Origin of the sequence: Methylocaldum szegediense (assembly GCF_949769195.1) — a bacterium.
Classification (GTDB): Bacteria; Pseudomonadota; Gammaproteobacteria; order Methylococcales; family Methylococcaceae; genus Methylocaldum; species Methylocaldum szegediense.
In genome coordinates this window covers 959,253-981,496 of record NZ_OX458333.1, presented here as the reverse complement: position 1 = coordinate 981,496, position 22,244 = coordinate 959,253, and the positions used below count along the sequence as shown (strand labels likewise).

11 protein-coding genes and 2 CRISPR repeat arrays are annotated in these 22,244 nt (G+C 53.3%); all 11 genes read left to right on the top strand.

All coding sequences use genetic code 11. The features are described 5' to 3' along the window. Nucleotides 1-18: 18 nt before the first annotated feature. The 11 genes from QEN43_RS04180 (at nucleotide 19) to cmr4 (ending at nucleotide 22,203) form a co-directional block, all read left to right on the top strand. Nucleotides 19-402: a GIY-YIG nuclease family protein gene (locus tag QEN43_RS04180; protein ID WP_317964063.1), complete on the top strand. Its 384-nt coding sequence runs from the start codon at nucleotides 19-21 to the stop codon at nucleotides 400-402. A 228-nt stretch (nucleotides 403-630) separates the two neighbouring features. Further along, nucleotides 631-1,353, top strand: a complete 723-nt coding sequence (gene csm3 / locus QEN43_RS04175; RefSeq protein ID WP_317963726.1) for a type III-A CRISPR-associated RAMP protein Csm3 — start codon at nucleotides 631-633, stop codon at nucleotides 1,351-1,353. Between the two features lie 71 nt (nucleotides 1,354-1,424). Then, nucleotides 1,425-2,399, top strand: a complete 975-nt coding sequence (gene csm4, locus QEN43_RS04170; RefSeq protein ID WP_317963725.1) for a type III-A CRISPR-associated RAMP protein Csm4 — start codon at nucleotides 1,425-1,427, stop codon at nucleotides 2,397-2,399. Further along, a complete protein-coding gene (locus tag QEN43_RS04165; RefSeq protein ID WP_317963724.1) occupies nucleotides 2,396-4,132 on the top strand; it encodes an RAMP superfamily CRISPR-associated protein in 1,737 nt (578 codons plus the stop codon). Before csm4 ends, QEN43_RS04165 begins: the two co-directional genes overlap by 4 nt. A gap of 53 nt (nucleotides 4,133-4,185) precedes the next feature. Then, entirely contained in the window at nucleotides 4,186-4,668 is a 483-nt protein-coding gene (locus QEN43_RS04160; protein WP_317963723.1) for a Uma2 family endonuclease, read from the top strand. A gap of 104 nt (nucleotides 4,669-4,772) precedes the next feature. Continuing rightward, nucleotides 4,773-10,214: direct repeats of the CRISPR family, unit length 36 nt; unit sequence GTTTGAAACGAGACCTGATTAAGAAGGGATTAAGAC. A 108-nt stretch (nucleotides 10,215-10,322) separates the two neighbouring features. Further along, a complete protein-coding gene (locus QEN43_RS04155) occupies nucleotides 10,323-11,273 on the top strand; it encodes an IS1595 family transposase (RefSeq protein ID WP_317963722.1) in 951 nt (316 codons plus the stop codon). 24 nt (nucleotides 11,274-11,297) lie between these two features. Further along, nucleotides 11,298-14,009: direct repeats of the CRISPR family, unit length 36 nt; unit sequence GTTTGAAACGAGACCTGATTAAGAAGGGATTAAGAC. Nucleotides 14,010-14,292: 283 nt separating this feature from the next. Then, nucleotides 14,293-15,579 (top strand): TIGR02710 family CRISPR-associated CARF protein, encoded by a 1,287-nt coding sequence (locus QEN43_RS04150; protein ID WP_026612077.1) that lies wholly within the window; start codon nucleotides 14,293-14,295, stop codon nucleotides 15,577-15,579. Between the two features lie 297 nt (nucleotides 15,580-15,876). Next, nucleotides 15,877-16,983: a hypothetical protein gene (locus QEN43_RS04145; protein ID WP_026612076.1), complete on the top strand. Its 1,107-nt coding sequence runs from the start codon at nucleotides 15,877-15,879 to the stop codon at nucleotides 16,981-16,983. A gap of 13 nt (nucleotides 16,984-16,996) precedes the next feature. Next, nucleotides 16,997-19,966, top strand: a complete 2,970-nt coding sequence (cas10, locus tag QEN43_RS04140) for a type III-B CRISPR-associated protein Cas10/Cmr2 (protein ID WP_026612075.1) — start codon at nucleotides 16,997-16,999, stop codon at nucleotides 19,964-19,966. Between the two features lie 30 nt (nucleotides 19,967-19,996). Beyond that, nucleotides 19,997-21,148 carry a type III-B CRISPR module-associated protein Cmr3 gene (gene cmr3 / locus QEN43_RS04135; protein ID WP_026612074.1) on the top strand — a complete coding sequence of 384 codons (1,152 nt, stop codon included), beginning with the start codon at nucleotides 19,997-19,999 and terminating at the stop codon, nucleotides 21,146-21,148. A gap of 134 nt (nucleotides 21,149-21,282) precedes the next feature. Next, nucleotides 21,283-22,203, top strand: coding sequence for a type III-B CRISPR module RAMP protein Cmr4 (gene cmr4, locus QEN43_RS04130; protein WP_026612073.1), 921 nt, complete (start codon nucleotides 21,283-21,285; stop codon nucleotides 22,201-22,203). Nucleotides 22,204-22,244: the final 41 nt, after the last annotated feature.

The window sequence follows — 22,244 nt, the reverse complement described above, 5'->3', positions numbered from 1 at the left end:
AACGTCATTCCGGCAAGGATGCCGGAATCCAGCGTCCAGGATGGCAGGCCCGATACGGCATCGACGTCGAATACGCGATTTCTCGGAACAAATGGCCTTGATATGGACAAACAACCTTGCGTTTACATGCTCGCGAGCCGTCGCAACGGAACCCTGTATGTTGGCGTAACTTCGAACCTTGTCGGACGAGTTTTCCAACATCGAAACGGCCTTGTGGAAGGCTTTACCAAGAAATACGGGGTTCACATGTTGGTATGGTTCGAGCTGCACGAACGAATGGAAAGCGCCATTCTCCGGGAAAAGCGGATCAAGAAATGGCCTCGGGCAGCGAAGATCGGATTGATTGAAGCGAGTAATCCGGAATGGCGCGATTTATGGACAGATTTAACTGGCGGTTCCTGACAGACAACTACCTACGCTTAATTCGGCCGGGTATCGACCGTCATGCCGGCAGGGAATGCCGGCATCAAGGACACAGGAAGGAACGGTCTGTGGCTACTTCTCGGTTACCGTCCATGGCCTGGATTCCGGCATCCCTGCCGGAATGACGCGAGCTGCGGCAATACGGACATCAAATCGGTTTTGCGTGTTTATCCAACTGCTTACTTAATAATTCGAGAAATACCGACTATGAAACTCACCGCTATCCAAAAACTCACTGGCACCCTTGAACTCATTTCCGGCCTCCATATCGGTTCCGGGAATAACGAAATGCGCATCGGCGGCACCGATAACCCGGTGTTGAAGCATCCTCTCACGCTCGAGCCCTATATCCCCGGCTCCAGCATCAAAGGGAAAATCCGTAGCCTTTTGGAATGGGAACTTGGGGTTGTAGGAATCACGAATGGCGAGCCACTGAGCTTTAGACATATTGCCCAACTATCCGGAGCCCAGCAGGTTCAAGCCAAAAACATACTTCGCCTGTTCGGCGGCGCACCTGAAGGCGCTAACCACAACGACGACCTGGTGCGTGAAATCGGTCCGACCCGGTTATCGTTCTGGGACTGTGCTCTAGACAGAACTTGGGTTGAGGAAATGGGCAGCAGCAACCTGCTCCTGACCGAAACCAAAATGGAAAACATGATCGACCGCATCCGCGGCGTGGCGGAACATCCTCGCAATACCGAACGGGTCCCCGCACAGGCGCGCTTCGATTTCAATCTGACAATCCGCGTCCATGACGACGAGGATCTGCTGCCGACCGTGTGGCGCGGGCTCAAGTTGCTCGAACTCACCGGACTCGGCGGTTCCGGCTCGAGGGGCTACGGCAAGATCAAGTTCACGCGGCTGGAATTGGAAGACCAGGACGTCCTGAAAAAGCTCAGCGAGATCAAATTCAGTCAGGTCGCATGACGCGTACCCGCCGGCGACATTCGCCTCTCTTCACGCGCTGTCATCATCGATTGGAGAAACGGAACATCCGCATGAACCTCATCCGCTTGACGATCACGCCCCGGACCGCGTTTGGTACGCGGCCTATGGGCGACACCCTTTTCGGCCAGTTGTGCTGGGCCTTGCGCAATCGCCATGGCGAAGACCGACTGGTCGAATGCCTTCAGGGCTATACTGAAGGCCGCCCCTACGCCGTCGTTTCGGATGCCTTTCCGGGCGGCCACTTACCTCGCCCCACATTGCCGAACCACTGGTTTGCGGCAGTCGAAAGCGCCGATCGCAAACAAGTAAAGAAACGGGTTTGGCTACCCAAAGAAGATCTGTCCACGCCGGTCGAAAACTGGCTGAACGTCTGCAAGACCGCTGCGGACATTCCCGGGGCCGAACCTCACAGCCGGCCGCAACCTCACAACAGTATCAACCGAGCCACGGGCACCACCGGAACCGGACAGTTCGCTCCCTATTCCATGAGTCAGCTCTGGTACGGCACAAAAAAATCTGAAAGCAATGTTCAGCCAAACCTAGACATCTATGTCGTGCTCGACGAAACCCGATTGTCACGGGAAGAGCTGAAGCGCTTGTTCCAGGACATGGGTGAATTCGGATTCGGCCGTGACGCAACCATCGGTCTCGGCAAGTTCGAGCTAGCCGGAATCGAGCCGGATGCCCTACCCGACCAGGCGGATGCCAACGCGTGGTTGACGCTCGCCCCCAGCGCACCCCAAGGCTTGGAACTCGACGCGGAACGAAGCTTCTATCAAACCTTCACCCGCTTCGGCCGTCATGGCGACATCGGCGTACACCTTGGAAATCCGTTCAAAACGCCCGTGTTGTTGGCGCAAACCGGAGCGGTACTGACGCCGAAACGATTTCATCCGGCCCCGTTCGTCGGCCAGGGGCTAGGAGGCAACGGCCAGTTGACCAAGATCCGCTCCCTACAGGGTACCGTACATCAAGGCTACGCACCCGCCGTAGGTATTCGGCTACCGGAAAGGAATGCAAGATGAGCACCTTCGCCAGTTATAGATTGCACATCACACCTTTGTCGCCCGTCCACATCGGCACCGGGGAAAGCTACGAACCCACCAATTATGTGATCGACGACGGCGTTCTTCATGAATTCGATACCGGCGCCGCGATGGCTGCGTTTTCCGCCGAGGATCGGAAGGAATTGCTCACGATAGCCAATCGCAAGCCCAACGAAGACATGATCAAGAGTCTTCAGAGTTTCTTCTACCAACGCAGGAACATTCTGAAAGCTTGGGCGGTGAATGCCATCCCCGTACTGCCCGGAGTAGCGCAATTGTACGCGGCGCGGGTCGGGCAGACTGCCAACCGAGAGGCCAACGGCAAACAGGTACTGAACCGGCTGGAAATCGACCGTACCGGATACAACCCCATTACCCGCAAGCCGATTCTGTTCGGATCATCGCTGAAAGGCGCGATTCGAACAGCGTTGTTGAATCGAGAAAATAACGAACAACCCGCTGCGGAGAAAAAAGGCTTACATCCATTCCAGGGGAGGCTGTTTCGTTATTACGACGCTGAGAACGGAAAGCTTTACTTGGAACGCGATCCGATGCGCCTATTCCAGATATCCGACGCTCATTGGAAACAGGAACCCGATTTACCCGCCGCTCAGATACATCTAGCCGTCAATCGCAAAAGAGCCGCAGTTGTCGACGAAAAAGGCCAGCTCCGGGAATCGATGGCGGAGAAGAAACAGCTTTATCAGATACTCGAATGTGTTCCTGCTTGGTATTACCGGGCTTTCACCGCGCAAATAAACCTTCGAGACGTAAACAGCCTCGGCGATTTACAAAACCTACCCAATCGGAACCTGCGCTACTCCATGCAAACGATAGCCGGCAGTTGCAACGCCTTTTACCAAGACATCCTTACTGCGGAAATAAAGCAGTTGAACGAGCGAGGCTATCTGTCCACACATTGGGCGCAGGGTGTACTGCGCGTATTCGAAGTGGCCAAAGACAAGCTTCGGCGCGGCGAGGCCTTCCTTCTTCGCGTGGGCCGCCACTCCGGAGCTGAATCTGTCACTGTCAGTGGGACGAGAAACATAAGGATCATGGAAGGCAAAGATCCTATAACCGGTAAACAGCAGTTCAGCTATGCCGAAACTCCGAAAACGTTCTGGCTCGCCGCCGATACAAAGGATCAGCGATCCGGCCTGCTGCCCTTCGGCTGGCTGCTGGTGGAAGTCCAGCCGCTGGATGCGCCGGAACATGAATGGCCCGAACTGCGAGAGCTTTGCGAAACCCATTTGAATACGGCCCGCGAGTTCGCCGCGAAACGCAGGGAGCAGGCGGAAGCCATGGCGAAAGCGCGCGCCGAAGCCGAGGCGAAGCGGCAGGAGGAAGAGGAAAAAGAACGCCGCAAGGCGGAGGAAGAGGCTCGTCTCGCTCAAGAAAAAGCGGAGCGGCAGGCGCGATTGGCCGCCATGTCGGCAGACATGCAAGCCGTGGAAGCATTTCGGACGTTCTACCTGGAACAAAAAGCAAAAGGACGCTACCAACCCGGTGGTCTATTCGACGAAAAACGCCGGGCTATCGTTACCTGCGCCTTGCAATGGCAAGACAGCGACGCCCGCCGTGCCTTGGCGACGCTGCTTCGCCAAACCGTCAAGGAATGGACCGACTGGCCCAATAAGAAGGAACGCAAAGCCGAACTGAGGGGGTGGCTGGAACAATTGGAGAATAGCTCAAACTGGGTGGACCTCCACTGATGATTCGTGCTGAAATGGCGAAGCGACTTGCATCCCGGTCGCCGGAGGCTGACATGAACTGGCAAGACATCTGCGACAATCCGTTGTTCAAGGACCTTCCTTTCAAATTCGAAACCGACCGCTGGGGGCATATCGTCATGAGTCCCGCCACGAACAAGCGCTCCTGGCTACAAGGCGAGATTTTGGGCCTACTCAGGCAACATCTGCCTAATGGGCGGGTGTTGCCTGAGTGCAGCATACAGACCTCCGACGGCGTGAAAGTAGCCGACGTAGTTTGGGCAAGCCCCGAGTTCTTTGAACGGCATGGTCTGACCCATCCATACCCGGAAGCCCCAGAGATCGTGATCGAAGTACTTTCACCCTCAAACGGCTTAGCCGAAATGGAAGAAAAGAAGGAGCTTTATTTCGCTCGCGGCGCACGCGAATTCTGGGTGTGCCAGGACGACGGCAAGATGCTGTTCTACAACAACCATGCCAGGCTCGAACGCAGCTCCCTTGCGCCCAACTTTCCGATCCACATTGAATTACCCGTATGATGCCCCGAAAATCGCCTTCGCTCGATGCTAACTTTTCGGCAAGTCGATTTTTCTGCAACCCCCTTTGTAACCCTTTGAATATGGAGGTGTTTTAGACACGAGCCGTTTGAAACGAGACCTGATTAAGAAGGGATTAAGACCGCAACCTGATCACGAAGTTGCTTGTTTTCCTTAAGTTTGAAACGAGACCTGATTAAGAAGGGATTAAGACTCCCGTGATGGCCATAAATCGGCATGGGGGAAAGTTTGAAACGAGACCTGATTAAGAAGGGATTAAGACCTTCGGCACTGCAATGTATTCATATGCAAAGGTGCCGTTTGAAACGAGACCTGATTAAGAAGGGATTAAGACAGGTCCGTTCTGGATCGAGCTTACCTGCTTTGATGTTTGAAACGAGACCTGATTAAGAAGGGATTAAGACTTTAAGCATTTTTCCTCCTTCTTGCTTGCGTTGTGGTTTGAAACGAGACCTGATTAAGAAGGGATTAAGACCTTCTAAAGTTTGTGCTATTTGGACGTAAAGGCTGTTTGAAACGAGACCTGATTAAGAAGGGATTAAGACAATCCGCATCGGTGATATCCTCGATGAATTCGACGAGTTTGAAACGAGACCTGATTAAGAAGGGATTAAGACGCAAATAAACTGCCGGATTCTTCGACCAAAGCCGGTTTGAAACGAGACCTGATTAAGAAGGGATTAAGACCTCCGCGATGTCGCGGAGTTCTTCGCGGGCCTTAGTTTGAAACGAGACCTGATTAAGAAGGGATTAAGACTTTCCCCCGAGTATCTCCTCTATGACTTTCCAATTGTTTGAAACGAGACCTGATTAAGAAGGGATTAAGACCCGAGAAAGCGTCCCGGTCACCGATGGGGACTAGTGTTTGAAACGAGACCTGATTAAGAAGGGATTAAGACGCGAGGACGGGCAGAAGCTCGAACTTGTATCGAGTTTGAAACGAGACCTGATTAAGAAGGGATTAAGACCGCAGTCCTAAATCGGTTTCGTAAAACCTACCCGTTTGAAACGAGACCTGATTAAGAAGGGATTAAGACTTCAGTGCCGAAGACAAAGCCTTTTTCCTTCAGCAGTTTGAAACGAGACCTGATTAAGAAGGGATTAAGACGTCGATACTCGGGCGCATCCGCGACGGTGGCAGGTTTGAAACGAGACCTGATTAAGAAGGGATTAAGACTTTTCGTCTCTTATCATCTTCAAGTTCTGTATTGGTTTGAAACGAGACCTGATTAAGAAGGGATTAAGACTCAGAAATTAGGAGGTATTGGCCCGTGTTTTAGTTTGAAACGAGACCTGATTAAGAAGGGATTAAGACTTGACTAGGACCCGCCGAAAGGAGCGATTTTCTGGTATGCATCGCGTTTGAAACGAGACCTGATTAAGAAGGGATTAAGACTTGACTAGGACCGCAAACTAGCCAAGCGCTTTTTGTTTGAAACGAGACCTGATTAAGAAGGGATTAAGACGATGCGCCCCGCGCGCGCTTCTATGGGGGCGTTTGGTTTGAAACGAGACCTGATTAAGAAGGGATTAAGACCTTTACTAGTTCATACTGCTTGTTTTCGTTCATTTGTTTGAAACGAGACCTGATTAAGAAGGGATTAAGACATCATTCTGTTCTCCAGTTAAAAACGTTGCGTTGGTTTGAAACGAGACCTGATTAAGAAGGGATTAAGACGGATGCAGCTTGTTCATGTCCATCGCGGTCGTCGTTTGAAACGAGACCTGATTAAGAAGGGATTAAGACTTTTTGCTCCAAGAACGCCGCGCCGTCTTCGTTTCGTTTGAAACGAGACCTGATTAAGAAGGGATTAAGACTTTCAGCCTGGTGTGTATCAAATACGTTCATTTTCGTTTGAAACGAGACCTGATTAAGAAGGGATTAAGACGGTCACCAATGTGCACTAGCTCAATGCCGTGCTCGTTTGAAACGAGACCTGATTAAGAAGGGATTAAGACATCGTTAACGGTAACAACATCCTGAAGGAATATACGTTTGAAACGAGACCTGATTAAGAAGGGATTAAGACTCTCCAATAGCTTCATACATCACCTTCGATAGATGTTTGAAACGAGACCTGATTAAGAAGGGATTAAGACTCCAAGAACGCCGCGCCGTCTTCGTTTCCATTGGCGGTTTGAAACGAGACCTGATTAAGAAGGGATTAAGACGCTTTCCCGCCAGCTTGCTGATTTGCTTGCCTCCGTTTGAAACGAGACCTGATTAAGAAGGGATTAAGACTTGAGTGATCCCTTAACTCGTTTCTCTTTGATCGTTTGAAACGAGACCTGATTAAGAAGGGATTAAGACCCCGCCAGCTTGCTGATTTGCTTGCCTCCATGCTGTTTGAAACGAGACCTGATTAAGAAGGGATTAAGACGCGTTTCATGCCATTGTAGGCATGAATCGCAGGCAAGTTTGAAACGAGACCTGATTAAGAAGGGATTAAGACCGTAAGCCATGTCACTCTTCAAAAGCGTCTAAGTTTGAAACGAGACCTGATTAAGAAGGGATTAAGACCGTTAGTATCTACAGATACCCCGCTAGGTATCTTGTGTTTGAAACGAGACCTGATTAAGAAGGGATTAAGACCGACGATCTCGTACTGACCCTTTTCGAAGCCAGCGTTTGAAACGAGACCTGATTAAGAAGGGATTAAGACCTTTATAGGTTGGCATAGTTATAAGTTGACATAGTGTTTGAAACGAGACCTGATTAAGAAGGGATTAAGACCGGTAATCCTCTAGCGCGATTTTGCATGCTAGGTTGTTTGAAACGAGACCTGATTAAGAAGGGATTAAGACACTGCCCTTTGTATCTAGTACTGTCTCCGTATTGGCGTTTGAAACGAGACCTGATTAAGAAGGGATTAAGACGTGATCACATTGCATGGCTTACCTCCTAGCCTCGTTTGAAACGAGACCTGATTAAGAAGGGATTAAGACTGGTCAACTTTAAAAAAGTTAACCAGAGGAAATTGTTTGAAACGAGACCTGATTAAGAAGGGATTAAGACGGAAATTGCTGTTTTAATTGTTCGATCATGGTGTTTGAAACGAGACCTGATTAAGAAGGGATTAAGACCGGAAGCATTCCGCGAACCCCCGACGCAAGTCCTGTTTGAAACGAGACCTGATTAAGAAGGGATTAAGACAGGTCTGGGCTTTGCAGGACAGAACGCTAGCGAGGTTTGAAACGAGACCTGATTAAGAAGGGATTAAGACTTTTCCCCTTTGGTTAATTGTGCTCTGGCCCATCCGTTTGAAACGAGACCTGATTAAGAAGGGATTAAGACTTATCTGTTACTGCATATTGCAGTAACAGCTCTGTTTGAAACGAGACCTGATTAAGAAGGGATTAAGACCTCGTTCCGAGGAACGAAGACTCGGTCGACTCTTGTTTGAAACGAGACCTGATTAAGAAGGGATTAAGACACCTCGTCAGTTTTCGTTTTGGAGTCGGGTAACGGGTTTGAAACGAGACCTGATTAAGAAGGGATTAAGACGAAGGGATTAAGACCGGTTTTCATGGTTTCACCTGTTTGAAACGAGACCTGATTAAGAAGGGATTAAGACGGTTCCTTGATTGGTTACGTGTTCCGTTTTCGGTTTGAAACGAGACCTGATTAAGAAGGGATTAAGACCTCAAGCCAAGATCTGTGTCGTAAAATTTTCCCATGTTTGAAACGAGACCTGATTAAGAAGGGATTAAGACTTGCGCGCGTGCGGGAATCCTGCGGCACGAGGAGTTTGAAACGAGACCTGATTAAGAAGGGATTAAGACCGTCAACGTTTGTGCTATTTGTGCGTAAATATTCGTTTGAAACGAGACCTGATTAAGAAGGGATTAAGACAGTTCTTGAGCGGTCATCCCGCTCAAGCCTAAATCTGTTTGAAACGAGACCTGATTAAGAAGGGATTAAGACAGGAAATTGATGAGCATTTGCGCCGTCCTCGCATGTTTGAAACGAGACCTGATTAAGAAGGGATTAAGACCAGCGCGGGCGCTCCTCATTTGCCATCGGCCTTCGTTTGAAACGAGACCTGATTAAGAAGGGATTAAGACTGAGTTCTGCCCACAATACGCCGTTCTCAGGCGTTTGAAACGAGACCTGATTAAGAAGGGATTAAGACGAACTAGTATATTCCCGTTTGCCGCGATCTGCACCCGTTTGAAACGAGACCTGATTAAGAAGGGATTAAGACCCACTGTCACAATGTAGACAGGATCATGCGCCTGTTTGAAACGAGACCTGATTAAGAAGGGATTAAGACTGTCCTTGGTGGACACAGTGTTCTCGCTCATTAGTTTGAAACGAGACCTGATTAAGAAGGGATTAAGACATCCATCCGCCTTCAACCTCAACGATTTCGGCCGGTTTGAAACGAGACCTGATTAAGAAGGGATTAAGACCGATGTCGGCGTAATTGTCTTGCCTAACAAATTTGGTTTGAAACGAGACCTGATTAAGAAGGGATTAAGACTGCTCGTAGCGAACGCTTTTGCTGCCGTCCGAATCGTTTGAAACGAGACCTGATTAAGAAGGGATTAAGACCGTTCGCCGTTGTCAATGTAATCTTCATTTGATGTTTGAAACGAGACCTGATTAAGAAGGGATTAAGACGCACAGTCCACCGAGCTTTGCCATAGCGACAATGTTTGAAACGAGACCTGATTAAGAAGGGATTAAGACCGATTTGGCCGGCCTCATTGCGAATAGCAGTAGGGTTTGAAACGAGACCTGATTAAGAAGGGATTAAGACTTTTCCCGTAGTCGCCGTTGTCGTGGAAGCCGCGTTTGAAACGAGACCTGATTAAGAAGGGATTAAGACGGCGTGGTGATCGATATATTTGCTGCACTTTGAGTTTGAAACGAGACCTGATTAAGAAGGGATTAAGACTTTTCCCGTAGTCGCCGTTGTCGTGGAAGCCGCGTTTGAAACGAGACCTGATTAAGAAGGGATTAAGACACAGGCTCTAGCATACAAGCGGTTCGCGCTATGTTTGAAACGAGACCTGATTAAGAAGGGATTAAGACAAATTGCTTGCTGTAATTTCATCTCTATTCTCCAGTTTGAAACGAGACCTGATTAAGAAGGGATTAAGACCGACTTCGTCAATGTCGCTGACGTTGACCGAGAAAGTTTGAAACGAGACCTGATTAAGAAGGGATTAAGACGGAGACCCGATATGCTGTTCACGTGCGCCATACGTTTGAAACGAGACCTGATTAAGAAGGGATTAAGACGTGCACCGGTGATGGGACACGTGCCGACAACTTCGTTTGAAACGAGACCTGATTAAGAAGGGATTAAGACATGGCGGAGAAGTCGTACCCCACACCACCCCCGCGTTTGAAACGAGACCTGATTAAGAAGGGATTAAGACTCTAGGTCTGAAATATTAATCGCTCTCATAGTGTTTGAAACGAGACCTGATTAAGAAGGGATTAAGACCCCTTGTGGGCACAGGCTCTAGCGTAGAGCCTATTCGTTTGAAACGAGACCTGATTAAGAAGGGATTAAGACATATCGGTGTAATAAAATTCCTGATTAGCGAGAAAGTTCAGCACAGGCTCACGTGGTGAGCGAGTAGAGGCTTTAGACTATGGACATCGATCACAAGAGAGGTGTCCCATGTCAATGAACCAAGTGCAATTTCAAAAGGGATTGTCGTTGGCCGAGTTTCTGACCCAATACGGCACCGAAGCACAGTGCGAAGCGGCCTTACAAGCTCTGCGTTGGCCGGACGGTTTCCGTTGCCCAGCCTGTGGCGAGGCACGGCATACGGTATTCAAACGAAATGAGCGAACCTACTGGCAATGCGGACACTGCCGAAAGCAAACGACGTTAACCGCCGGGACGCTCTTCGAAGCGACCAAGCTGCCGCTCACCACCTGGTTTCTGGCGATGTATCTCCTAACCCAGGCCAAGAACAATGTCTCAGCCTTGGAGTTGATGCGTCATCTCGGCGTGTGTTATCGCACCGCCTGGCTGATAAAGCACAAGTTGATTCAGGTGATGGCGGAGCGGGAGGCGGATCGGCAGTTGAGCGGGCGGGTCGAGATCGATGATGCTTACCTGGGCGGTGAGCGCTCGGGGAAACGGGGACGAGGGTCGGAAAACAAAGTCGCCTTCGTGATGGCGGTGCAAACCACGGATGACGGACGTCCGTTATTTGTGCGTATCGATCCCCTGCCGTTCACCCAGCAGGCGATTGCGGAGTGGGCTCAACGCGCCTTAGCTCCGTCGACTTATGCACTCACCGATGGTTTGAGCGGGTTTCGGAGCTTGCAGCACGTCGTCGCTCGCCACGAATGCCTGATTCTGGGCTCTGGGCGGCAGTCGGCACAACATCCTGAGTTTCGTTGGGTTAACACGTTGTTGAGTAACCTGAAGACCGCGATTTCCGGTACCTATCACGCGTTCAAATTCGAGAAATACGCCAAGCGGTATCTGACCGAGTTCCAATACCGTTTCAATCGGCGTTTCGATCTCAAAACGCTGCTTCGCCGGCTAGCGCACGCTGCCGTATTCACTCCACCTCGCCCCGAGTGGCAACTTCGCTTAGCTGAAATTCATCACTAATCAGGATAAAATTTGCTCATATTTCGTTTGAAACGAGACCTGATTAAGAAGGGATTAAGACGTCAAGGGCCATAAAAAGGTCCTTGTGTTTGCACGGTTTGAAACGAGACCTGATTAAGAAGGGATTAAGACAATCCCCGGACCTCAACAATTGGAAAGCTGTCGTTGTTTGAAACGAGACCTGATTAAGAAGGGATTAAGACCAAATCCGTCTCATAAAATCTGCTCATTCATTCCGTTTGAAACGAGACCTGATTAAGAAGGGATTAAGACTCGCCGTGAGTCAAGGCGTAGTATTCCGCGCCTGTGTTTGAAACGAGACCTGATTAAGAAGGGATTAAGACGCGCAGGCCCATATCAGTATCATAAAATCTGTTCAGTTTGAAACGAGACCTGATTAAGAAGGGATTAAGACGCGCAGGCCCATATCAGTATCATAAAATCTGTTCAGTTTGAAACGAGACCTGATTAAGAAGGGATTAAGACCAAGACTAACCGTCACTTGCCCCGCCTCGAACGCGTTTGAAACGAGACCTGATTAAGAAGGGATTAAGACTAACTCGGCTCTCTCTACCTGCGCAGCCGCTAACTGTTTGAAACGAGACCTGATTAAGAAGGGATTAAGACCCATCCGGCATCGGCACATAGAGCGTAAGCGACCCGTTTGAAACGAGACCTGATTAAGAAGGGATTAAGACTTGAATCATCGTTATGTCTCCTCTTGTTTCGCCTGTTTGAAACGAGACCTGATTAAGAAGGGATTAAGACTTGCTTGTCGCCACACTTTAATGCGCTCTATGCTGTTTGAAACGAGACCTGATTAAGAAGGGATTAAGACTGGGGAGTCAGATTGATCATGCTCATGGAATCCCGTTTGAAACGAGACCTGATTAAGAAGGGATTAAGACCCGCAAGCCTACGAATCGCCTCGACGTTGGTGGCGTTTGAAACGAGACCTGATTAAGAAGGGATTAAGACTTATGTGAGCGCGCAAGTTCGTCAGGCCGTAACGGTTTGAAACGAGACCTGATTAAGAAGGGATTAAGACGAGATATTCTCAACTTCCATTGCCACCGGGCTTTCGTTTGAAACGAGACCTGATTAAGAAGGGATTAAGACCCTGGCGACGGCCCGCGCCTGATGCCAGGCCGCGGTTTGAAACGAGACCTGATTAAGAAGGGATTAAGACCGATGTGCCAGACGGCCTTCGTCGGGCGCTCGGTTTGAAACGAGACCTGATTAAGAAGGGATTAAGACTTGAGGCCGTCGATGAATGCCCGATACATGGTATGTTTGAAACGAGACCTGATTAAGAAGGGATTAAGACCTCGATGGCCTGAGCGGCTTCTTCGTTCAGCTGAGTTTGAAACGAGACCTGATTAAGAAGGGATTAAGACGCAGCAACGAGCTCAGCATTAGTCGTCAGGAAGTTTGAAACGAGACCTGATTAAGAAGGGATTAAGACACCGCTTCGAATTGTTCTCTCTTCATCCTGACCTCCGTTTGAAACGAGACCTGATTAAGAAGGGATTAAGACCTTAATGTAAAATGTACTATGTCTCTCAATAATTGGTTTGAAACGAGACCTGATTAAGAAGGGATTAAGACTCGAATAATTGAACCAAATAAAATCCAGGCTCCGGTTTGAAACGAGACCTGATTAAGAAGGGATTAAGACCACAAGAATCGAGATGAAATACCGCCCAGACGTGTCGTTTGAAACGAGACCTGATTAAGAAGGGATTAAGACCCCGTTTTCCTCGTCCATGGTGAAGAGTTCGTTGAGTTTGAAACGAGACCTGATTAAGAAGGGATTAAGACTGAATGCGAATTTCATAAACATATCTCCTCTTATCGTTTGAAACGAGACCTGATTAAGAAGGGATTAAGACACTCGACGGTCCCGAGCTTTTGCAGCGACCGCCTGGGTTTGAAACGAGACCTGATTAAGAAGGGATTAAGACATGATGGTGATGACCGGCTCGCCGTTGTCGCCCGGTTTGAAACGAGACCTGATTAAGAAGGGATTAAGACAGACCTGCATTTCCTCCTTTACGGCGGCTAGTTTGTTTGAAACGAGACCTGATTAAGAAGGGATTAAGACCTCACGGCTTTATCTGCACATGAAGCGTTGCAACCGTTTGAAACGAGACCTGATTAAGAAGGGATTAAGACTACTTACCAGAACGGTAAATCTCTACGACATGACGTTTGAAACGAGACCTGATTAAGAAGGGATTAAGACTTTACTCCTCTTGATTACGTTTACGGGTTTAAGTAGTTTGAAACGAGACCTGATTAAGAAGGGATTAAGACCTTATCTCCTATTGATTGTTGATCGGTTGAATGTGCGTTTGAAACGAGACCTGATTAAGAAGGGATTAAGACCATGAAACTTCTTAGCCAGTCCCTTGTCCTCCGTGTTTGAAACGAGACCTGATTAAGAAGGGATTAAGACCCAGCTACGTCCGGCTGATTTGCTGCCGAAGATTGGTTTGAAACGAGACCTGATTAAGAAGGGATTAAGACTCGTTTATCTTCTTATTGATGAAAGAAGGCCAGTTTGAAACGAGACCTGATTAAGAAGGGATTAAGACCATTAACAGCCGTCATGTTTTTGTCAGTCATGTGTTTGAAACGAGACCTGATTAAGAAGGGATTAAGACTCCCCGGTAATGCCCATTTTGGTGGGCTTGTTGCGTTTGAAACGAGACCTGATTAAGAAGGGATTAAGATTTACGATGAGTCCATGTTTACAGCCATCTGCTGAGTTTGAATCGCTACCTCTAATAAAGAAGGGATATCCAGAAAAACATGAACAAAAGGCCGCAGGATGCGGTGACCGGAGGGAACCGCCCTTCGACCAGGCTCAGGACAGGCCCTTCGACTACGCTCAGAACAGGCCTGTCGAACGAGTTATCAACGTTACTTTCTCGACATATAGCCCAGTCGCGACTGCGTCCGCTGCTGTCTTCACCTAAACTGAAACGATCTCCCTAAACCAAAGGTTGACATTCCCATGCCACAACCGATTCTGCTCGTCTGCACTGTAGGTGGATCCCATCAACCGATTGTTTCCGCTATCGAAATTTTGAAACCGGATTTCGTCTGCTTCATCTGTACCGGTAGAGACCCGGGCACCGGGCGGCCGGGGTCCGAGATCCAGATCACCGGAAAAGATTTCTGTATAAAGGCGAACTTCAACGACGAACGCCCCAGCTTGCCGAATATCCCCACTCAGACTGGACTGGATGCGGACCGCTACGAGGTGAGGCTGTGCCCGGCGGACGATTTGGATGCCGTGTTTCGCGTTTGTTACGAGGCTCTACGGGAGCTTCGCACCAGCGATGCAGAAGCGCGGGTGATAGCCGACTATACCGGTGGGACGAAGACCATGAGCGCCGGGTTGGTGGCCGCCGCTCTGGAAGTCGACGGTGTTGAACTGCAACTGGTCACTGGCAACCGCGCCGATCTGATCAAAGTGCACGATGGCTGGCAGTCGGTAGGGGAAGCCAGTGCGGACGAGCTGAAGCTGACGCGCCGCATGAGTCCGTATCTCGCGGCTTGGACGCGCTACGCTTACGACGAGGCAGCGCTTGGCCTGGCCAGCTTGCCGCGCCCCAGGGGATCGTTGGCCGCTCGGCTGGATCGTGCGCGCGTCTTGAGCCAAGCCTACGCCGCCTGGGACCGCTTCGAGCATGGCGAGGCTCTGGCCAAATTGCAGCTTTACGCGGCGGCACTACCGGACGAACTCAAGTCCCATATCGGCGTGCTGCTGCGTTTATGCGGCAAGGAAGGCGATGTCAAGAACGAGCCCGCTCGGTTGCTCGATCTCTATCGAAACGCGGAGCGGCGTGCCGCACAGGGCCGTTATGACGACGCGGTCGCCCGAATTTACCGGCTATTGGAGTGGACGGCGCAGTGGCTACTGCGGCGCGATTTCGGCGTCGACACGAGTGCGGTTCCGGAAGATTTCGTTCCGCCTGGTCTCGAGCTGTCCCGTACCCGAGACGGTAAGCTCCAAGCCGGTCTTTTCGCGGCCTGGGAACTCGTGGGTACCAAGCTCGACAGCGAAGCCGCCCATTTCATCCGGGAAGAACGGGAGAGTCTGCGACATCATGTACATGCGCGGAATAACTCCATACTGGCCCACGGTTTCACCCCGATCGGTCGGGAGCACTGGCAAGCGCTTCACGATTGGCTCAGTGAGCGATTCCTGCCCATGCTGCTTGCCGAGAGCCGAAAATCCGGCATCCGCTGCCTTCCCCCACAACTACCGAGTGTTTACCCGTTCGACTTATCGTGATCATGGACCCTAGAAAATTACGATCCGACTACCCTGCCCCGGGAACGACGCGTCCTAATCGATCCGCTGTGTTCGATGATCGGCTCATAGCACCCTCATTCTTCCGGCCTAGAAAGCGAGATCGGTCATGCGTGACTCGAAGCGCGCCTAACCAGAATCGACGTACCACGACCATTATGCGGTTAGCGCCTGTCGAGGATTTGTTTTGCTCTAGCGCCAGCCGGATTTTTCTAGCTTCCATAACCACATGCGCGCTGGCTCAGTCTCAGCGCTGAACGCGGCAAGGGGGATATCGATATGAGAAAACTGGAACTGACCGTGCGCTTCAATACGCCCGCATTTCTGGGTAATGCCGAGCAGAGCAGCCAATGGCGCACACCGCCATTTAAGGCGCTATTACGGCAGTGGTGGCGGATTGCGGCGGCTAACGGCTTCGGCTACGACAGCGAAAGGTTGCGGGAGGCTGAGGGCTTGCTGTTCGGAACGGCCGGCGAAAACCAATCGCGGCAGAGCGCGGTACGGATGCGGTTGGATCGGTGGGATCATGGCGTTCTGCGGTCATGGGAGCAAGACACTCAGGTTTTTCACCGAGAGGTGCGAGGTGGACGCAATATCGGTGCACAACTCTATCTGGGATATGGCCCGCTTACATTCGCACAGGGGAAAACCGTACTGAAAGCGAATGCCGCTATTCAAGCTGGCCACCATGCCCGACTTCATGTCGCTTTTCCGACTCACACGAATGGTGCCTTGGTTTCTGGGTTGACAGACCGTGCGATCTCTCAAGCTGCTGCGGCCTTGCCTGAGGCGCTGCAACTCATTCATTGGTTCGGCACGATCGGGGGCAGATCGCGAAATGGCTGGGGTTCACTCGCTTTAACTGGCGGTGACATTCAAAGCGTGGCGATACCGGCAGCATCCGATCCGCTGATTGCCGAAATAGCTCTTCCGCTCGACCAATGCTTAAGACAGGACTGGCCACACGCTCTCGGTAAGGATGCGCGTGGAGTCTTGTTCTGGAAATCGAAGCAAGAATTCCCGACTTGGCGGGACGCAATGACCACATTGGCAAAGGCGAAAATCGGGTTTCGCACCCACCTTAAGTTTACTCACGGTAGAAATGGACCATTCGAGGATCGTCATCTTCTTGCCTATCCAGTGACAAACCATAACGTGGAAAAGCTTCCCCGAGAGGCACGTCTTGCCAACCAGCTTCGTTTCAAAGTCGCGAAAACCGCGAACGGTAAATTCGTTTCGATGATCTTTCATCTCCCGTGCGCGCTGCCGTACGAACTCGCGCAAAAACTCGGCCCGAACAAACCGAATGTCGATAAGCAGGCCGAGGTATGGTCACGCGTTCACGCTTGGCTCGACTCATCTGCTTCTGTTTTTCAACGCATCTGAAGGAACGCGATACATGGCACTTACGCATTGGCACGCCAAACTGGCCGCCTGGACCCATGATCCAGCCGAGAAAGCCCTGGTCCTCCTGCGCGACCCTGCCGGCCACGAGGGCGGTACTGCCGCGGTATTGCAAGAAGCCATCTTCGGGCACCCCGGCATTCCGGCCGAGCTTAGGGATATCGTCGCGAAAGCGGACCGGTGGGCGTCCGCGGGCGACCGTCCTCAATGGCCGCGCGACGAACGGGACGGCCGGTATCCCAGTTGGGCACAGATTCGGTTCGATGAAAGCGCGGTACTCATTCATCCTCTTTCAGGCGAACAGTACGACTTGTCGAAGCTGACCGAGATCGATCCCGGGCAGATCAAGGAGGTTAGCACCGCCCATTTCAAAAGTTTGATCCAACCGGGAAACGGCGAGCCGGTCGACGCCCGAAAAACGGCGCTCGCCTTCTGGCGTTTCGGGCCGGAATCGCCGGCACCGGAGCTCGCCAAGCTATGGGATCTCCTCCCTGCCGACACCCGCGTGCCGGATCACACCATCTGGGCGCATCTCGATCTCACCTCGGCCTATGCCTCGGCTTTTTACGCCGATCCCAACCGGAATCCCGCCCTGTTCACGGTGAGCCTCGGTCCGGTTCAGGATTTCATCGCCCAAGCGCGGACCACCTCGGACTTGTGGGCTGGTTCGCACTTGCTATCGCGGCTCGCCTGGGAAGCGATCCGGGTCGTCTGCGAGCGTCTCGGACCGGATGCCGTACTGTTCCCGCAACTCCGCGGCGTCCCTTTGGTCGATCTCTGGCTGCGGGACGACATGGGCTTGCCGCCCGAACGGTTCGCGGACTGCGACTGGGTCAAGCATAAAACCGATGCCAATCCGCTGTTCGCCGCCGCTCTTCCCAACCGTTTCGTCGCGCTGGTCCCGGCTGCGCAAGTCGAGAAACTGGCGGATGACATCCGGCAAAGGGTGCGCGAATGCGTCAAGACTCAAGCGAGACGCGCGCTCGATCTCTTGTGCCGAAGGGCGGACCGCCCCGCGCGTCCGGAAGCGGCGGAAACCCAAATCGCGCAACAACTTGAAGGCTTCCCGGAGATTCACTGGGCCGCCGTGGAATGGGGCGCTCTGATCGAGGAACGGAGCGGACAGCCGCCGGCGACGGAAAAATTGGAAGAAGCCATGCGGTTATTCCATCCGAATGGAAACGGCAAACCGGGTTTTCTCGGCAGCGAAGCCTGGAAGCTGTTGAGCAGGGAACTGAAAGTGGAAGGCCAAACCTTTTTCGCGCCCAATCCCGGCGTGCTGTATCCGGCCGTGTACGATGTTCTGGATCGCACCCAGGCCGCCGCGAAAGCGGTACGCACGTTCGCTCAATCCCCGCAGGAAGGTTACCGCTGCTCCCTTTGCGGGGAACGGGAGTGGCTGAGCGACGAGCGCAAGCTCTTAGATCTGCCGCCTGGCCGGCGGCAGGAATCGGGCAGCCTCTGGGCAGCGGTACAGGGAACCAGCCTCGCCCGCAAGGGTGAGCACCTGTGCGCACCGTGTACGCTCAAGCGGTTCTGGCCGAACCTGTTTGCCGACGACATGAGGGATGTCTTGGGCCTCAAACTGACGCGGTATGTCGTTTCGACGCATACCATGGCACTCGGGACCAGTCTCGAGCGCTGGCTCGACAATCCGGTACCGCTCCCGATCCCTCTCGCCAGCCAATTGGAGCAGTTGATCGAGGAAGACACGGTCGCATTGCCGCGCAAGCTCGCCCTGCGCCTACACAAAGCAAGACACGAGGAACTTCTGATGTTGCGAGGCTTGCCGTTGTTCATGGAACGGCGCAAGGAAAATCTCGCCAGCGACGATCCGAACGAGCGCGAACAGTCCCGCGAATTGCTCGACAGCATCGAGAAAGAACTCAAGGAAACCGTCTTCGGCCATAAACCCGAGGCTTATTACGCATTCATCCTCATGGATGGCGACCGCATGGGGGTATGGCTGTCAGGCCAGGGGGAGGAAGGCAAAGCCTATCTGCTGCCGTTCGAAACCACCTGGCATCCACGCATTCGCGAAGTGATCGGCCAGCGCCATCCGTCCGGCGATTTGGCCGACTACCGCAAAGCGCGGCGTCCGGTGTCTCCCGCCCGTCACATGGCGATTTCCGCCGCGCTGAACGGCTACGCCTTGCACCTGGCTCGTCATATCGTCGAAGACCTGGGTAAGGGCAAGCTGATTTACGCCGGCGGCGACGACGTTCTGGCCATGGTGTCGGTAGACGATCTGCTGTCGGTGATGCTTCTGTTGCGGCTCGCGTACAGCGGCGTGTTTCCCGACTGCGCGAACAAGGCCTGGAAACTGCTCGGGCTCGGAGCGTCTGGATTCGACCTCAGGCGGGGCCATGTGCTCTACAACGACCGCCTGTACCGGGTCATGGGCCACAAGGCCACGGCATCGATGGGCGCCGTGATCGCCCATCATCAGGCACCGCTCGGTTACGTGTTGCGCCAGCTGCGCGAAGCGGAAAGACGCGCCAAGTCCGAAGGCGGGCGCGATGCGTTCTCGATCTCGCTGCTCAAGCGTTCGGGCGGCGCGATCCATCTCACCTGCCCCTGGCTGGAAAGGGAGCCCCGCGCCCGCTCGAATTGGGAAACGCTGAGCGGCAGCGACGTCGAAACCACACCCATGGGTCAACTCATCCGTTTACGCAACAGCTTCGCGGGGGAAGGTTTTTCGCGTCGAGCCGCCTACCTGACCCACGGCTGGCTGGAAAACATACCTGCCAATCCTGAATCGCTGGCCAGCATGTTGGCCTATCAGTTCGCCCGGCAGAGCGGCGGCGATGAGGTATTGGAAACATATGGGCGACGTCTGGCCGGGTTGGCATATACCGTCAAGCCTGGCGATCCCGAAGGGTTTATCCGCGACTTTCTCGCCGTGGCGGAATTTCTCGCCCGTGAGGGGCGTTTCCAAGCTGACACGGCGCAGGATCGACGCTGAACTTGAAACGTTCTACGAAAGGCGACTGGCATGAATGATCTGTTTCTCGAACCTCTGGACGTGCTTTATCTGCGCGGCAACAAACTGTTCGACGGCGCCGGCGCGCACGGCGAAGCGCTGATGCCGCCCTGGCCGTCGCTCGCGGCAGGCGCCATCCGCTCGCGCATGCTGGCCGACGCAGGCAGCGATCCCAATTCGTTCGCGAACGGCGATTCCCTGGCCGATCCGGCCTTGCGTGAAGCCTTAGGGACGCCGACCGCACCCGGTTCTTTCCGCATCGCGTCCTTCACCTTGGCGCGGTCGACCGACGGAAGACTGGAACCCTTCCATCCCCTGCCGGCGGATGTCGTGATAACCCAGGACGATGCGAGCGATGCCGCATACCTGGAACCCAAGGAACCGCCGCCCGGAGTCCGCTCCGGCTATCCCCTGCCCCGCTTGCCTGCGCTGTGTACCGACGGCCCCGCAAAACCCAAGGGCGGATTTTGGCTAAATCAGACTGGATGGCAGGCATACCTCCGAGGGGATCTCCTTGGGAAGGACCATTTCGTGTCGAGCGCGACGCTCTGGAAACACGATCCGCGCCTCGGCATCGCCCTGGAACCGGAACGGGCCGTCGCCGCCGAGGGGCGGCTGTATACCGCCGAGACCGTGAGCCTTTGCGAGAACGTGGGATTCTTGGTTCGCATCGCCGGTGCTGACAGCCTTCTGCCTTCCAGCGGATTGGTACGGCTCGGCGGAGACGGACGCGCCGCCGCAGTACGGCCGGCAGATATCGACTGGCCGGAACCAGACTGGGAAGGCATCCTCCGCGACCGGCGCTTTCGCCTCGTGCTGACGTCGCCGGGACTGTTCGAGGACGGCTGGCGCTTGCCCGGCACCGATGGAAACAATCGCTGGCGAGGTCCCGGCGGCTGTTCGGCTCGCCTGGTATCCGCGGCGATCAGCCGCCATACCGTGGTGAGCGGCTGGGACCTGGCCCGAGGGCAGCCGAAACAAGCGCTTCGCGCCGTACCGGTCGGCTCGGTGTATTGGTTGGACGAGTTCGAGGGTAAAGCCGAGGACCTCCGCAAGCTTGCGGAAAGCGGATTTTGGTGCCTGTCCGAGTATCCTGACCGGCAACGCAAGGCAGAAGGGTTCAACAATGCCGCCCTGGCCGCTTGGCCGCACCGAAAGAACTGAGGATGTACGCTTTGTATCCGGTTAGTGCTCGGAATCGGCAAGTGGGAGCGACTCCGCTCTTCGGTCCATCACCGATCCCTTCCCGGGCGTTCGCCCACTTGTCCCGAACCCGTTTTTCACTCTAAGGAGCCTCTATGTTCCAAACCGCAAAAGCCTTGTTCCTGTATTGCATCAGTCCGGTCCACATGGGTGCCGGCACCGCGGTCGGCTTGATCGACAATCCCATCCAGCGCGAGCGCCATACCGACTACCCCTTGTTCGCAGGGTCCGGGCTCAAGGGCGCAGTCCGTCATCGCGCCTGGACGGCGCTGAACGGCGCGAACGACAACGGCCTGCTCGACCGCTTGTTCGGTCCAGATGCAGGCAACACCGAGCTGCATGCCGGTGCGATCAGCTTCGGCGACGCCCAGTTGGTCGCCTTCCCGGTACGCTGCACCCGGCGTGCCTACGTCTATGCGACTTCGCCGACGGCCCTGGCGAGAACGGTAAGAACCTTGAACCTGCTCGGCATCGAAGTCCCCTGGGAAATCCCGGAGGTGAAAGACAACTTTTGCCGCATCGTCACCGACGGAGCGCCGGTCGAAAGCGGTAAGCCGCTCCATTTGGAGTCGTTCGAGCATGTCGCCGTGGCCGCTCCGGAGATGAATGCCATCGCCGACTGGCTGGCCGGACACGCCCTGCCTTCGAGCGAGGCTTACGCGTTCTTCCGGGAAAAGCTCAAACATGACCTGGTGCTGCTGCCGGACGGAGATTTCGGCTACTACGTCAAGAACGCCACCGTCGTCGAACCGCATGTGCGCATCCACAACGAAAAAGGCACAGCGGAGGATGGCGGTCTTTTCTACACCGAAAACCTACCGCCCGAATCGCTGCTGATCGCTCCTGTCATGGCTTCGCCCGAACGCAGCGGCAAGGGCAGCCTGCGGGCGGAGGACGTGATGAAGATCGTGCTCCAGGGCGGCGAAGGCATTCCAGGGCTCGACGGACAAGTGCTGCAAGTGGGCGGTGACGCCACCACCGGCCGCGGCCATGTCGTCGTCACCACCGTCTCGTAAAACAGGATGCGCTGAACGAAGTGAAGCGCACCGTTCGAGAT

What these genes read in the sequence shown, in the direction of transcription:
- QEN43_RS04180 (WP_317964063.1), top strand. Translation starts at nt 19, where the DNA reads ATGCCGGAATCCAGCGTCCAGGATGGCAGGCCCGATACGGCATCGACG.
- csm3 (WP_317963726.1), top strand. Translation starts at nt 631, where the DNA reads ATGAAACTCACCGCTATCCAAAAACTCACTGGCACCCTTGAACTCATT.
- csm4 (WP_317963725.1), top strand. Translation starts at nt 1,425, where the DNA reads ATGAACCTCATCCGCTTGACGATCACGCCCCGGACCGCGTTTGGTACG.
- QEN43_RS04165 (WP_317963724.1), top strand. Translation starts at nt 2,396, where the DNA reads ATGAGCACCTTCGCCAGTTATAGATTGCACATCACACCTTTGTCGCCC.
- QEN43_RS04160 (WP_317963723.1), top strand. Translation starts at nt 4,186, where the DNA reads ATGAACTGGCAAGACATCTGCGACAATCCGTTGTTCAAGGACCTTCCT.
- QEN43_RS04155 (WP_317963722.1), top strand. Translation starts at nt 10,323, where the DNA reads ATGTCAATGAACCAAGTGCAATTTCAAAAGGGATTGTCGTTGGCCGAG.
- QEN43_RS04150 (WP_026612077.1), top strand. Translation starts at nt 14,293, where the DNA reads ATGCCACAACCGATTCTGCTCGTCTGCACTGTAGGTGGATCCCATCAA.
- QEN43_RS04145 (WP_026612076.1), top strand. Translation starts at nt 15,877, where the DNA reads ATGAGAAAACTGGAACTGACCGTGCGCTTCAATACGCCCGCATTTCTG.
- cas10 (WP_026612075.1), top strand. Translation starts at nt 16,997, where the DNA reads ATGGCACTTACGCATTGGCACGCCAAACTGGCCGCCTGGACCCATGAT.
- cmr3 (WP_026612074.1), top strand. Translation starts at nt 19,997, where the DNA reads ATGAATGATCTGTTTCTCGAACCTCTGGACGTGCTTTATCTGCGCGGC.
- cmr4 (WP_026612073.1), top strand. Translation starts at nt 21,283, where the DNA reads ATGTTCCAAACCGCAAAAGCCTTGTTCCTGTATTGCATCAGTCCGGTC.